Source organism: Pseudoalteromonas sp. T1lg76 (assembly GCF_002964725.1).
Lineage (GTDB): Bacteria > Pseudomonadota > Gammaproteobacteria > Enterobacterales > Alteromonadaceae > Pseudoalteromonas.
Genome location: NZ_PQCE01000012.1, coordinates 137798 through 151191, shown reverse-complemented (window position 1 = coordinate 151191; position 13394 = coordinate 137798). Strand labels below are relative to the sequence as shown.

Genomic DNA, 13394 nt, shown 5'->3' with positions numbered 1-13394 from the left:
TAAAAAAGAGGGCTACTGCCCTCTTTTTTATTCTTCCGTGGCTTCCACCACTTCCGGCTCTGCTGTATTGCCTGTGAGCTCTATTTCACAGCCATCTACTCTTTGTAAACCTCGGGGCAGTTTATTACCTCGGCGGCCTCGCTCACCATGGTAGTGCTCTAAATCGCTTGGTTTTAGCGTCAGCTTGCGCTTACCGGCGAGCAGGGTCACGCTAGCCCCCTCGGGCACCACGGCCAGCAATTTCACAAATTCCTCACGGGCCTGTACCTTGGCGCTTGGGATGGAAATAATCTTATTGCCCTTACCCTTAGCCAGCTTAGGAAGATCCCTTAGTGGGAACAACAGCATGCGACCCTCGCTGGATATCGCCATACAATAGTCGCTGGCAATATTGCCGACGGCTATAGGCTGCAGCAGTAAACCACCTTTAGGAATACTTACCAGGGCCTTACCGTTTTTGTTTTTACTGACCAGATCGTTAAATTCGGCGACAAAACCATAACCGGCATCGCTGGCCATCAGCAGCATCTGCTCGTTATCGGCCATGACCGCATGCTCAAGAGTTGCTCCTGCGGCAATATTAAAGCGCCCGGTCATGGGCTCACCCTGACTGCGCGCGGACGGCAGACTGTGGGCGTCAGTGGCAAAGGCGCGACCGCTGGAGTCAAGGAACACCGCGGGCTGGTTACTCCTGCCCTTAGCGCTGGCCTTAAATTTATCGCCGGAGCGATAACTCAAGCCTTCGGCATCCACATCATGGCCCTTGGCCACACGGGCCCAGCCTTTTTCAGAAAGCACCACGGTTACCGACTCGGAAGGAATAAGATCCTTCTCACTCAGCGCCTTGGCTTCTTCACGCTCAACCACGGGCGAGCGACGTTCGTCACCGTACAGCTCTGCCGCTTCCTGAATTTCTTTTTTCATCAGCGTCGACATGCGGCGTTCCGAGCCCAAGGTCAGCTCTAATTTGTCACGCTCTTTGGCCAGCTCATCCTGCTCACCACGGATTTTCATTTCTTCTAGCTTGGCTAAATGACGAAGTTTTAAGTCTAAAATGGCTTCGGCTTGCGTTTCCGTTAAAGCAAAACGCTCCATTAATACCGGCTTAGGCTCATCCTCGTTACGGATAATGGCGATCACTTCATCAATATTGAGGAAGGCAATCATCAAACCTTCAAGTATATGCAGGCGCGCCAAGACCTTATCGAGGCGATACTGAAGACGGCGACGCACGGTATCACGGCGGAACTCTAGCCACTCAGCCAAGATGCTGCGCAAGTCTTTAACCTGAGGACGACCATCCAGGCCTATCATATTGAGGTTAACGCGATAGTTTTTCTCAAGATCCGTGGTCGCGAACAGATGCGCCATCAGCGGCTCGACCTTGATGCGATTCGAACGCGGCACCACGACTATGCGGGTCGGGTTTTCATGATCCGACTCATCGCGTAAATCCGCCACCATGGGCAGCTTTTTCGCCGTCATCTGATTGGCGATTTGCTCCAACACCTTGGCACCCGAACACTGATGCGGCAGCGCGGTGATCACTACCTCGCCTTGCTCCACATGGTACTTGGCACGCATTTTTAGCGAACCACGACCTGTGGTGTACATCTTCTCGATGTCCGCTTGCGGGGTAATAATTTCCGCTTCGGTGGGATAATCCGGCGCCTTCACCAGCTGTAACAGCTCGGCTAATTCGGCTTTTGGTTTATCAAGCAATAGACAACAGGCCTCAGCCAACTCACGCACATTATGAGGGGGAATATCCGTGGCCATACCAACGGCGATACCTGTCACCCCGTTCAATAGAATGTGCGGTAAACGAGCCGGTAACACCTGGGGCTCTTTCATGGTACCGTCGAAGTTTGGCGTCCAGTCTACCGTGCCCTGGCCTAGCTCTTTAAGCAGCACCTCGGAGAATTTAGACAAACGTGCTTCGGTATAACGCATGGCCGCGAAGGACTTGGGATCGTCCGCTGCACCCCAGTTACCCTGACCATCTACCAGTGGGTAGCGGTAAGAAAACGGCTGTGCCATCAATACCATGGCTTCATAACAGGCGCTATCACCATGAGGGTGATACTTACCTAAAACGTCACCCACGGTACGGGCAGATTTCTTATATTTTGCCGCCGCAGACAAGCCCAGTTCGCTCATCGCATAAACGATACGGCGCTGTACCGGCTTCAGGCCATCGCCAATATGGGGCAAGGCGCGGTCCATGATCACGTACATGGAATAGTTAAGATAGGCGTCTTCGGTAAAACGCCCCATAGTAAGCTGCTCTATGCCTTGTTGTGACAAGGTCGTTATTTGTGTCATTGCTCGTTATCCAAACTTACTTTTTATTATATTGCACACGGTAGATGGCATTGGCGTAATCGTCGGAGACCAGCAGGCTGCCATCGGGCATTTGCACCATGGCCACCGGGCGACCATAGGTTTGCTCATTTTCCATAAAGCCGGTGATAAACGGCGTATATCCCGTCACCTTATCACCCTCAATAGTGGCGACCATCACTCGGTAACCCGCTTTTTTACTGCGGTTCCACGAGCCGTGCTCGGCCACAAATAGCTGGTTTTTAAATTTGGCCGGGAACTGCTCACCGGTGTAGAAATGAATGCCCAACGGCGCCACGTGGGCACCCAAATTAAGGGCCGGCTGCACATAATCGCTCATGTTTTTGCCCTTGCCGAATTCAGGATCGGCAATGGTGCCACCGTGAAAATACGGGAAGCCAAAATGTTGTCCGGGCTCGGTGATCACATTGATCTCACAGGGCGGGATATCATCGCCCATCATGTCGCGGCCATTGTCACTAAACCAGAGGTTACCGGTTGTCGGGTGGTAATCAAAACCCACCGAATTACGTACGCCCTTGGCGATGGTGGTCACTTCTTTGCTCTTTAAGTCCAGCGAATAAAGCAAACCAAATTCCGGGTCTTCGGCGCAGACATTACAAGGCACACCAACCGGAATGATTAAATCACCCTGGGGGGAAAAGCGAATAAATTTCCAGCCATGATGGCGCTTATCGGGAAGCTGGTCGAATACCACTTCCATTTCGGCCTTATCCAGCTTGGTGTCTATGTCTTTAAAGCGCACGATGCGCTCCACTTCGGCGACATACAAGTCGCCGTCTTTAAAAGCAATGCCTGAAGGTAAATTCAAGCCCTTGGCTATCAATACCTGGCGCTCCGCCCGACCATCTTTATCCGCATCGATTAACGCGTGCAGCTTACCGGCCTTGCGCGAGCCCGCATAGACGATGCCGCTATCTGATAACGCCAGCTGACGGGCATTATCTACGTTTAAGGCATATGGCTTGATACTAAAGCCTTCGGGGACCGATAGGCGCTCGGTAATGTCCGTGGCCTGGGCACTGCTCACAAAGGCCAAACCCATTAGCGTGCTTAAAATTTTCTTACCCATGGAAACCTCTCTCTGTTTATTGGCGCCGCAACACGGCGCCCAGATTGCTGTTATCTACAGTTCAACTTCTTACTGTTCGACTTTTTACAGTTCTACTTCGGCCTTGTCGCCATGGTTTTCCAACCACTGGCGGCGATCGCCTGAGCGCTTTTTCGCCAGCAGCATGTCCATTACTTCTTCGGTCTGCTCCGGCTCGTCCAAGGTTAACTGCACCAAGCGACGGGTATTGGGATCCATGGTTGTTTCACGCAGTTGCAACGGGTTCATTTCACCCAAACCTTTAAAGCGCTGCACGTTCACCTTGCCGCGCTTTTTCTCTGCTTCGATACGATCCAGGATCCCGGTTTTTTCATCTTCATCGAGGGCATAGAAGACCTCTTTACCCACATCAATTCGATACAGAGGTGGCATGGCCACATACACATGGCCCTGGCGCACCAGAGATGGGAAATGCTTTACAAACAGCGCACACAGCAAGGTAGCGATATGCAGTCCGTCGGAGTCCGCATCGGCCAAAATACAGACCTTGCCATAGCGCAGCGAGCTTAAGTCTTCACTGTCTGGATCTATACCCAGAGCTACGGAAATATCGTGCACCTCTTGGGATGCCAGTATCTGTCCCGACTCCACTTCCCAGGTGTTCAGTATCTTACCGCGCAGCGGCATGATCGCCTGAAAGTCTCTATCACGAGCCTGTTTAGCGGAGCCGCCCGCCGAGTCACCTTCCACTAGGAAGATCTCGGTGCGCTCTATCTCGCTGCTGCTACAGTCGGTGAGCTTACCCGGTAATGCCGGTCCCTGGGTGACCTTTTTACGCACCACTTTTTTCGCCGCGCGCATACGGCGCTGGGCATTACTGATGCATAGCTCCGCCAAGAGCTCGGCCACGTCTGTATGTTCGTTCAACCACAGGCTAAAGGAGTCTTTTACCACGCCGGAAACAAAGGCCGCACATTGGCGCGACGATAGTTTTTCTTTGGTTTGCCCAGCAAATTGTGGGTCCTGCATCTTAACCGACAACACGTAGGAACACTTATCCCAGATATCTTCCGGAGTTAGGCGTACGCCTCGTGGTAAAAGGTTACGAAACTCACAAAACTCGCGCATGGCCTCAAGCAGACCCTGGCGTAAACCATTAACATGAGTACCGCCCTGAGCGGTGGGGATCAGGTTTACATAGCTTTCGGTAATAGACTCACCGCCTTCCGGCAGCCATAACAAGGCCCAGTCTACTCCTTCTGTATTACCGCTGAATTCACCGGTAAAGGGCTGTTGTGGCAGGGTTTCATAGCCCTTGGTGGCGTCCTTGATATAGTCCTGAAGGCCGGCCTCGTAGAACCATTCCTGGGTTTCTTTGGTTTGCTTATTAATAAAGCGAATGCGCAGACCCGGGCACAGTACCGCCTTGGCCTTAAGCACATGGTTTAATTTGGTCAGTGAGAAGTTGGCCGAGTCGAAATAAGAGGCGTCGGGCCAAAAGCGCACCGAAGTGCCGGTATTGCGCTTACCCACTGTGCCCGTCACTTGCAGATCTTGTACCTTATCACCATTGGCAAAGGCAATATCATACACCTGGCCATCGCGGCGCACCGTGACTTCAACTCGGGTCGATAAGGCGTTCACCACGGAAATACCCACACCGTGCAAACCACCAGAGAACTGGTAGTTTTTATTGGAGAATTTACCACCGGCGTGCAACTTGGTGAGGATCAGCTCAACCCCGGGGATCCCTTCTTCTGGGTGAATATCAACCGGCATACCCCGGCCATCATCGATAACCTCAAGAGAATTATCTTCATGGAGGATCACATCCACCTTACTGGCATGGCCAGCCAGGGCTTCGTCGACACTGTTGTCGATCACTTCTTGGCCCAGGTGATTAGGACGGGTGGTATCTGTATACATGCCCGGACGGCGTTTTACCGGATCCAGACCATTTAATACTTCAATTGCTTCGGCGTTATAGTTCTGCTGGCTCATATTTTTATTCGTTAACAGCCTATGTGGTTAGGGTGATATTTAAGAATCGCGTAATGGCGCCAAAATAGCGCTCAAATCCTACAAAGCGGTGCTCGCCGCCGGGTTCAACAACCTGTTGGCAGGCTTGGTAGTAGTCTACGGCCTGCCTATAGGGTAACACTTCATCACCTTGTTGTTGTAACAAAAACAATAGCTCGGGGGAAGTTAATTGCTCTAAATAAAGTTCGTCCAGCGCTTGTAAGTGTGTTTTATCCAACTGGTAGTGATAATCCTGATAAGGATTGTATTGCGGCCCTAAATACTCACTAAACCGACGCGCCGGGTGCACCGCAGGATTGACCACCACCGCAGGCAAGCCATGAGTTTGCGATAAGTAGGTGGCATAAAAGCCGCCCAAGGAGCTGCCAATTAAGGCGGTGTCTTGATCAAGATGCTCTTCAAGCTGAGCGATGGCAGTTTTTGGGTCGTGGCTTAAACGCGGCACCAGATATTGTCCGGACCAGGTCGCCAGATATTCGCCTAATTGCACCGCCTTTTGCGACAGCTCCGAGCTATTGAAGCCATGGATATAGATTAATTTGCTAGCCATACTACCTGAGTCTTAAGTAATCCATCCTGCTCCACCCGCAGACGGCGATAGGCCGGGCCCATGCTTTGTTGCTGCCAGTCCTGGGTGTGCTTGGTAAATTGAATCGACGTGGCCGGTGTGCCGTATATGGTCACCCCTTCATAAACGCGCTCATACTCGTTATGGGCATGGCCGTGCAACAGGGCCTGAACCTGAGGATACTCGCTGAGTAACTCCAACAGCTGAGCGCCATTTTCCAGGATATGTTTGTCGATATAACCGCGCACCGGCAAGGGATGATGGTGACCGATTAAAATATGCGGGGCGTCGCTCTCGGCCAGCGTTTCTTTAATCTCTTGCAGGTGCGACTTGCTCACCCACCCCGCTGGCGTGGTGCCCTTGGTATTGATCAAAAGCAGTTGGGCGTAAGGGTGATTTATACGCTTACAGGCCTGTATTTGCCCTTGGCTTATGGTGTGCAAATGGGTTAATTCATCGTGATTGCCGGGTACCCAGAATACCGGGCAGGTCAGTGGGCTCTGTGCCACCAGTTCGGCAAACAATTGATACGACTCAGTTGTATGGTCTTGGGTTAAGTCGCCACCGAAGACCACAAAATCAAATTCCTCTTCGGCCATGGCCGCCAGGGTTTTCGTCAGATGCTCGGCGCAATTGACATTAAAGTATTCGCCGTTTTTATCGGCAAACACATGGCTGTCGGTAAAGTGACCGAAATGCAGCGGCTTGGCCGCGCTGATAAGATGTTCTTTAAACCAGATCACTGCCACAATCCCAATCCAATACCGCTTCGCCGTGCGAAATACAAAATGTCAGCCAGTCGTGTAAAAACGCATTGACCTGATACTTTTCATCTTTTTGATGCATGTTTGCATTGGGGTAGCCATAGGTCGGCTTAATGCGGCTGTGGTAATCCGGGTGCACCACTTCGGCCACCCGGGCATCGTGATAGATGCGCACATTCATCGGCGGCGTAAACATACCGGCGATAGCGCCACGCACCTGAGTAATACAAATATCCGTGGTGTACTTAGCCGTCTGCTCTATGTCCACTTGGTAGCGCTCATGACGAATATCCAACAAGCGCGACGCACCCCGGCTTTGCTGCTCAGGGAGAATACGCAGCACATTGGCATAATTGCGCTCACATAGAGTGAGATACTTGGGTAATGATTGTATATACCCGGCTTTTCTTTGTACCGTCACGGTTTATTCCACTGCTCTAATATACGTTGCTCATTCAGTGCCAGCCATTGCAGGCTGATCACGGTCGCGGCGTTATCTATTTCACCACTGCTTAAGCGGGCCAGGGCGTCATCCAGGTCCAACACATGCACCTTGATATCTTCGCCCTCATGATCCAAACCGAAAATTCCGCCGGCTGCACTGAGATCTGTTTGCGCCAAATATAAATACAGGCGCTCGCTGGTGCCTCCTGGGCTGGATAAATACGAGAGCATAAATTCCAGTTCGCCAAGCTCCAGTCCGGCTTCTTCCTGTGCTTCTTTGCGCACCACGGCTTGATAATCTTCGCTGCCATCGGCCATGCCGGCAATACATTCGAGTAACCAGGGGCTGTCTTTACTGTTCATGGCGGCGATACGGATCTGCTCAACCAATAGCACCTGACGACTGCGGGGATCATAGGGTAAGACCGCCACCGCATGACCCCGTTCAAATATTTCCCGCTCTATGGTATCGCTGCGACCGCCGGCAAAGAGGGCATGGTTAAATCGGTACTTATCCACTTTAAAGAAGCCATCGAAGACTCTTTCGGTGCTTTCAATCTGCACGTCCTGGTTTTTAAAACTACTGATTTTATTCATATAAAACAGACCGATTACGTTAAGTCACAAAAACAAGAATAAACGATACCGTTTACCCTTCCTCAAAATATAAATTCTGTTACACTTAAGCATATATTATTTACGCTTTTGCTTTTCAATATCGTGCCCAAACACGATAACATGCAGATAATTCGCAATATATTCCTAAGGACTGTACTGATAATGAAAAAGACACTGTTAACGACATTGCTAGCGCTTAGCTTTAGCTCTTACAGTCATGCTGAAGACCTGCTCCAGGTTTATCAAATTGCTCTTGAAAATGATCCCGTGGTTCTTAAAGCCAAGGCCAATGCCGAAGCGCAACAGCATAACACAGACCGTGCCTTAAGCGCCTTGTTGCCGCAAGTCGACTTCTCTATGGGCTACAGCAAGACCGACAGTGACGGCTATGATATCGACACAGATTCGGGCCAGTTAATGTCTCTTGATACCGAGCGCGATACTTTTTCTCGTCAGATCAGCCTTAACCAAGCCATTTTCAATTTGAATGCCTGGCGTTCATTGGATATCGCCGACAAGCAAGCGCTGCAACAGCAAACCGTTTACGACCTAGCACAACAAGCCCTGATCGTGCGTGTATCGCAAGGCTACTTTAATGTGCTTAGCGCCATCGACACCTTGGAATTTGTGCAAGCGGAAAAGCGCGCCATTGAGCGTCAGTTAGAGCAAACCAAGCAACGTTTTGCCGTGGGTCTTACGGCTATTACCGATGTCCACGAAGCACAGGCACAGTTTGATAACTCGGTAGCCCGTGAAATCGTCGCCACCAATGATGTGGAAACAGCCCGTGAGCAACTACGTGAAATCACAGGTAAATACCATGCCAAACTGGATACGCTAGACACAGAGACCTTCTCGACCGTAAAGCCAACCAAGCAAAACATCGATTTCGTTGAGCTGGCCAAGCAAAACAACTTAGAGTTACAAGTGTCTAAGGCCACTGTTGATATCGCCAAGCAGCAGATCGATCTGGCGCAAGCCGGTCACTACCCGACATTGTTTTTGAACGCGTCTTACGGCGATTCATTAACCGATACCGAAATCAACACCATGGGCACCACCTTTAACCGTGATCATGTGCCCCGTGAAGATCAAACCACCGTTGGCCTAAGCTTTAACTTACCGCTTTACTCGGGTGGTGCCACAGTTGCATCAACCAAGCAAGCGCGTTCTCTGTACGTGGCCGCCAGCGAAGACTTAGAGGCGACACTACGTGCGGTAACCCGCTCGACCATCACTTCATACAACCAGGTAGTATCGGATATCGCCACCTACAAGGCCCTTGAGCAAGCGGTGATCTCGGCGGAAAGTGCATTGCAGGCAACCGAAGCTGGTTTTGAAGTAGGTACTCGTACCATAGTTGACGTATTGGTCAGCACGCAGAACCTGTACAACGCTAAGCGTAACCTAGCTAACGTGCGTTATCGCTATGTGGTATCAACCCTGGCGCTGAAACAAGCGGCAGGCACCTTGACGGCGCAAGACTTAGAAGCCATCAATCAGGGCTTAAAAGCACAAAACTAAGCCAATAAACAAAGCCAGCCTCAGCGCTGGCTTTGTTTTGTCAATTTAACGTATACTGGGCGCCATTCGTCATGATAAATATCAACGCTTGTGGTTAACAAAACATCCTTCCAACTGGCTTTTTTTGCCCCAAAATACTGGCCTAGCTGGCTATCCATTTTCTTGCTTTATACCCTCAGTTGGTTACCCCAATCCTGGCAACTGGCGCTAGGAAGGGCACTTGGCCGCCTGGTTTACCGCTTAATGAAAAAGCGCCGTAAAATCGCCGAAGTGAATATCGCCCTGTGCTATCCAGAGCTTAGCAGCCAAGAGCAAGCCGCTATGGTGCTTAAAAACATGGAAAACACTGGCATGGCCATTTTTGAAAGCGCCATGGCCTGGTGGTGGCCCGATTGGCGTATTAAGCGTATTGTTGGCTCAATCACGGGTTTGGAACACATTGATAAGGCCAATGCAGAAGGCTGTGGTGTACTACTAATGGCACCGCATTATTTACACCTTGAAATGTCATCTCGGATCATGGGCACACAGCGCCAAGCCGTTGGCTTTTACCGACCCCATAACAACGCCTTGATGGATTATTTCACCACCAAAGGTCGACTACGCTCAAACAAATATCTAGTTGGTAAGCGTGATATCAAAGGCCTTTTGAAAGCGCTAAAAGACAAAAATTTCTGTTATTACCTGCCGGACCAAGACTATGGCAGAAAACGCAGCGTTTTTGCCCCATTCTTCGCTGTTGAACAGGCCGCGAGTACAACAGGGACGCTTATCTTTGCATCTGCGAAATACTGTAAAACACTAAGTATCCACAGCCGTCGTGATGAAAAGGGTAAATATCATTTAGCTGTACAACCTGCGCTTGAGAATTTCCCAAGCGGCGATGAGGTGGCCGATGTCACAGCGGTCAATCAACGTATGGAAGAGGCGATTAATAAAGCGCCTGAGCAGTATATGTGGCTGCATAGACGCTTTAAGACGCGACCTGATGAGAATGCCCCCTCATATTACCGCTAACGATTAAACATAAGCTTCGCGTCGATGACACCCTTAAGCCAACTTGCATCGGGTAGGCTGAGTCATCGACAACGACTTTGGCGGCTATAGACGGGCAAGTGCTTTAAAACAATTGCCCGCTAAGCCAGGCTAGTCAACTAAGGACGATGCAAACAAGGCCGCCCATACATCACTAACGCTGGTTATTTCCTGTTGCACGTCCGCCTTGGCCACCAGCTTATCCTGGTTACGTAAACTCAATACATGATACAGACCGCGGTAATGGCAATAGGCATGGATCAGCTGCTGCGCCTCACCTTCGCGAATGCAATCATAGGCCGCGGCGATTTCTAAAATGCGGATATTATCCGAGTAGGTCACCAGCTGCGGATGCTCGGCGGCATAAGCCAGCACCAGATACTGGGTAATAAACTCTATATCCGTCATGCCGCCATGACCTTGCTTGAGGTCGAACAAGAGCTCGTTATCCCGACTCAGATGCTGGCGCATTTTCTCGCGCATCTGCTGTACATCTTGTTGTAATTGCACCCGCTCTCGGCTCTGCGTCAGTATGCTGTGGCGTATTTCATCAAAGCGCGTCGCCAAATCCTGGCTGCCATAAATCACCCGCGCGCGTACCAGGGCCTGATGCTCCCAGGTCCAGGCCTGAGTCTGCTGATAATGCAAAAAGCTTTCGATATTAATGGCCAGCAGGCCTGATGAGCCCTCGGGGCGTAAACGGGTATCCAGCTCATACAAGATACCGGAGCTGGTGCGGGTATTAAACAAATGCATTAGTCGCTGCGCCAGCTTTAAATAAAACTGGCGGGAGGAGATCTGCTTATCGCCATCGGTATTGGAGTCGCCATCATGGTTATGGACAAACACCAGATCGAGATCCGAGTCATAACCCAGCTCTAAGCCGCCAGCCTTGCCATAGGCGATGACCGCAAAATCCTTGTGCTCATCGTCCGTGCCCTCGGGACGACCAAAACGCGCCACCATTTGCTGCCAGGCCAGATTTACCGCCTGCTCAACTATGGCCTGCGCTAAGGCGGTCAGGTGATCGCTCACCTTCATTAACGGCAATACCCCTGTGGCATCGGCGGCGGCAATGCGCAGCTGCTGGGTTTGTTTAAACTGGCGCAGGGCTTCCATTTGCAGCTCAAGGTCCTGCTCATCAATCCGCAGGAAATATTGGCGGATCTCATTGGCATAGGCATCCAAGGGCAAAGGCTTGTAGAGCTCTGCCGGGTCGATCAGTTCATCGAGCAAAATAGGATGATGAGCAATTTGCTCCCCTATCCAACGACTGTGGGCACATAAACGCACCAATTGCTGCAGGGCGCCTGGGTTTTCCAATAAAAGTTCTAAATAGGTGGTACGCGACATGATCTTATCGAGCACATTAGCGACCAAGGCGAATACCTCGCCGCTGGCGCTGATTTTTTGTAGCTGCGCCAAAACCTGAGGCATCAGCTTGTCTAGGGTATCCCGGCCGCGCTTGCCGATAGGCTGCTTGCTGACCCGCTCACGAAAATGCTGCAAAGGCGCCTGCCAGCTCGCCCTTTGCTCCGAGTCTAGAATAACATCGCTGAGCGCCTCAATATCGCCGTGCTCCCAGGCCAATACATACCCGCTGTCCACTGTGGCACTGGGTTCCTGCTCAAACCCTATGACCTGCTCAAATTCAGTGCGAATGCGAACCATGGCGGCGTCAATCAGTGCCCGAGCCCCCTGCTCATCGGGCTGCTCTAGCAAATAGCTTAAGCGCAGCCAATCTTGATCGTTATCCGGCAACTGCTGGGTTTGCTGATCGGCAAAGGCTTGTAAATATTGCTCCACTCGGCGCAATAAGGCGTAGTCGTGCCAAAGCTGCTGATATTGGTCATCGTTGAATACCGTCAATGCGGTGAGCGCCTTAAGCGCCTGATGCAGCCCCGGAGTTTGCAATTGTCGCTCGCGGCCACCGCGAATCAGCTGCAGCGCCTGCACCACGAACTCCACCTCGCGAATACCACCGGCGCCGAGCTTAATATTGTCGACCAAACCCTTACGCCTTACCTCCTGAGCAATAAGCGATTTCATCTTACGCAGTGACTCAATCACAGAAAAATCGATATAACGACGATAAACAAAGGGTCGCAGCAAGGTATAAAATTCCTGATGGTAAGCGTTTGCGTTGCCGATCAGACGGCCCTTAAGCATGGCGTAGCGCTCCCACTCACGGCCCTGCTCCTGATAATAATCTTCCATGGCAACAAAGCTCATCACCAAGGGGCCACTGTCACCAAAGGGGCGCAGGCGCATATCGACACGAAACACGCGGCCATCGGCGGTGTGCTGATCCAGCGCCGCAATCACCTTTTGCGCCACCTTGGTATAAAACACCTGAGCTTCTACGCTACGACGTCCGCCCTGGGTTGGTACCGAGCGCGGATAGGTGAAGATCAAATCTATATCCGAAGAATAATTAAGCTCAAAGCCCCCTAGCTTGCCCATGCCTAAAATCATCATAGGCAGGCGTTCGCCCTGCTCATCCAGCGGCTCACCATTGAGCCTGGCCACCTGCGCATAGGCCCAGCCATTAGCGGCATCGATTAACTTATCACTCAACTCGGATACATAACGCATGGAGTCGGCAATATCGTTTTTACATACCAAATCGAGGTAGGCTACATGCAACCAATATTGCTGTCGATACAAACGCAAGCGGCGCTGCGCTCGGGCATCATCAAGCTCTTCCAAGGGCTCACTAAAAACCTCGGGGGCCGGATAGGACGCTTGTTGCTCGGGAGCGAGCAGCCACTGACCCCAGTGCGGATGGGCGCTGAGTACCTTAAAGGCAAAGTCGCTGAGCGCCAGTAATTGCACCAATGGCAACTGCAGGGGCGACCGCAGGGGCGCCTGCTGAGGCGTCTCGGTTTCCTGCTGGTTATATATCTCTTGATAGCGACTTTCACCAAGTTGTTGTAATAGTGAGGGAATAGTTATGGCTGCTGGCATGAAATAGCTCTCTTTTAAG

Annotated in this window: 10 protein-coding genes; 2 read left to right on the top strand and 8 right to left on the bottom strand. The window is 51.3% G+C overall.

The genetic code is table 11. The annotated features are described in order from the left end of the window. Positions 1-27: 27 nt before the first annotated feature. The 7 genes from parC to nudF form a co-directional block, all read right to left on the bottom strand. Positions 28-2325 carry a DNA topoisomerase IV subunit A gene (gene parC, locus C2M35_RS05720; RefSeq protein ID WP_105264807.1) on the bottom strand — a complete coding sequence of 766 codons (2298 nt, stop codon included), beginning with the start codon at positions 2323-2325 and terminating at the stop codon, positions 28-30. Between the two features lie 16 nt (positions 2326-2341). After that, on the bottom strand, positions 2342-3436 hold the full coding sequence (locus tag C2M35_RS05715; protein ID WP_105264806.1) for a PQQ-dependent sugar dehydrogenase: 1095 nt from the start codon (positions 3434-3436) through the stop codon (positions 2342-2344). Between the two features lie 84 nt (positions 3437-3520). Further along, complete coding sequence (gene parE, locus C2M35_RS05710) at positions 3521-5416, bottom strand: DNA topoisomerase IV subunit B (protein WP_105199626.1); 1896 nt, start codon at positions 5414-5416, stop codon at positions 3521-3523. 19 nt (positions 5417-5435) lie between these two features. Further along, entirely contained in the window at positions 5436-6005 is a 570-nt protein-coding gene (locus C2M35_RS05705; RefSeq protein WP_105264805.1) for a YqiA/YcfP family alpha/beta fold hydrolase, read from the bottom strand. Next, a complete protein-coding gene (locus tag C2M35_RS05700; protein WP_105213264.1) occupies positions 5990-6766 on the bottom strand; it encodes a metallophosphoesterase in 777 nt (258 codons plus the stop codon). The genes C2M35_RS05705 and C2M35_RS05700 overlap by 16 nt, the downstream gene beginning before the upstream one ends. Then, the gene (locus tag C2M35_RS05695; protein ID WP_105199623.1) at positions 6753-7208 is read right to left on the bottom strand and encodes a DUF1249 domain-containing protein; all 456 of its coding nucleotides are present in this window, start codon (positions 7206-7208) and stop codon (positions 6753-6755) included. Before C2M35_RS05695 ends, C2M35_RS05700 begins: the two co-directional genes overlap by 14 nt. Continuing rightward, on the bottom strand, positions 7205-7828 hold the full coding sequence (nudF, locus tag C2M35_RS05690; protein ID WP_105257925.1) for an ADP-ribose diphosphatase: 624 nt from the start codon (positions 7826-7828) through the stop codon (positions 7205-7207). The genes C2M35_RS05695 and nudF overlap by 4 nt, the downstream gene beginning before the upstream one ends. Before the next feature lie 183 nt (positions 7829-8011). Between nudF and tolC the strand changes: the two genes are divergently transcribed. Continuing rightward, positions 8012-9373 (top strand): outer membrane channel protein TolC, encoded by a 1362-nt coding sequence (tolC, locus tag C2M35_RS05685; RefSeq protein WP_105199621.1) that lies wholly within the window; start codon positions 8012-8014, stop codon positions 9371-9373. 90 nt (positions 9374-9463) lie between these two features. Next, the gene (gene lpxL, locus C2M35_RS05680; protein WP_105264804.1) at positions 9464-10390 is read left to right on the top strand and encodes an LpxL/LpxP family Kdo(2)-lipid IV(A) lauroyl/palmitoleoyl acyltransferase; all 927 of its coding nucleotides are present in this window, start codon (positions 9464-9466) and stop codon (positions 10388-10390) included. Positions 10391-10519: 129 nt separating this feature from the next. Here lpxL and glnE read toward each other — a convergent pair whose 3' ends face one another. Further along, complete coding sequence (gene glnE / locus C2M35_RS05675) at positions 10520-13375, bottom strand: bifunctional [glutamate--ammonia ligase]-adenylyl-L-tyrosine phosphorylase/[glutamate--ammonia-ligase] adenylyltransferase (protein ID WP_105264803.1); 2856 nt, start codon at positions 13373-13375, stop codon at positions 10520-10522. Positions 13376-13394: the final 19 nt, after the last annotated feature.

What these genes read in the sequence shown, in the direction of transcription:
- parC (WP_105264807.1), bottom strand. Translation starts at nt 2,325, where the DNA reads ATGACACAAATAACGACCTTGTCACAACAAGGCATAGAGCAGCTTACT.
- C2M35_RS05715 (WP_105264806.1), bottom strand. Translation starts at nt 3,436, where the DNA reads ATGGGTAAGAAAATTTTAAGCACGCTAATGGGTTTGGCCTTTGTGAGC.
- parE (WP_105199626.1), bottom strand. Translation starts at nt 5,416, where the DNA reads ATGAGCCAGCAGAACTATAACGCCGAAGCAATTGAAGTATTAAATGGT.
- C2M35_RS05705 (WP_105264805.1), bottom strand. Translation starts at nt 6,005, where the DNA reads ATGGCTAGCAAATTAATCTATATCCATGGCTTCAATAGCTCGGAGCTG.
- nudF (WP_105257925.1), bottom strand. Translation starts at nt 7,828, where the DNA reads ATGAATAAAATCAGTAGTTTTAAAAACCAGGACGTGCAGATTGAAAGC.
- tolC (WP_105199621.1), top strand. Translation starts at nt 8,012, where the DNA reads ATGAAAAAGACACTGTTAACGACATTGCTAGCGCTTAGCTTTAGCTCT.
- glnE (WP_105264803.1), bottom strand. Translation starts at nt 13,375, where the DNA reads ATGCCAGCAGCCATAACTATTCCCTCACTATTACAACAACTTGGTGAA.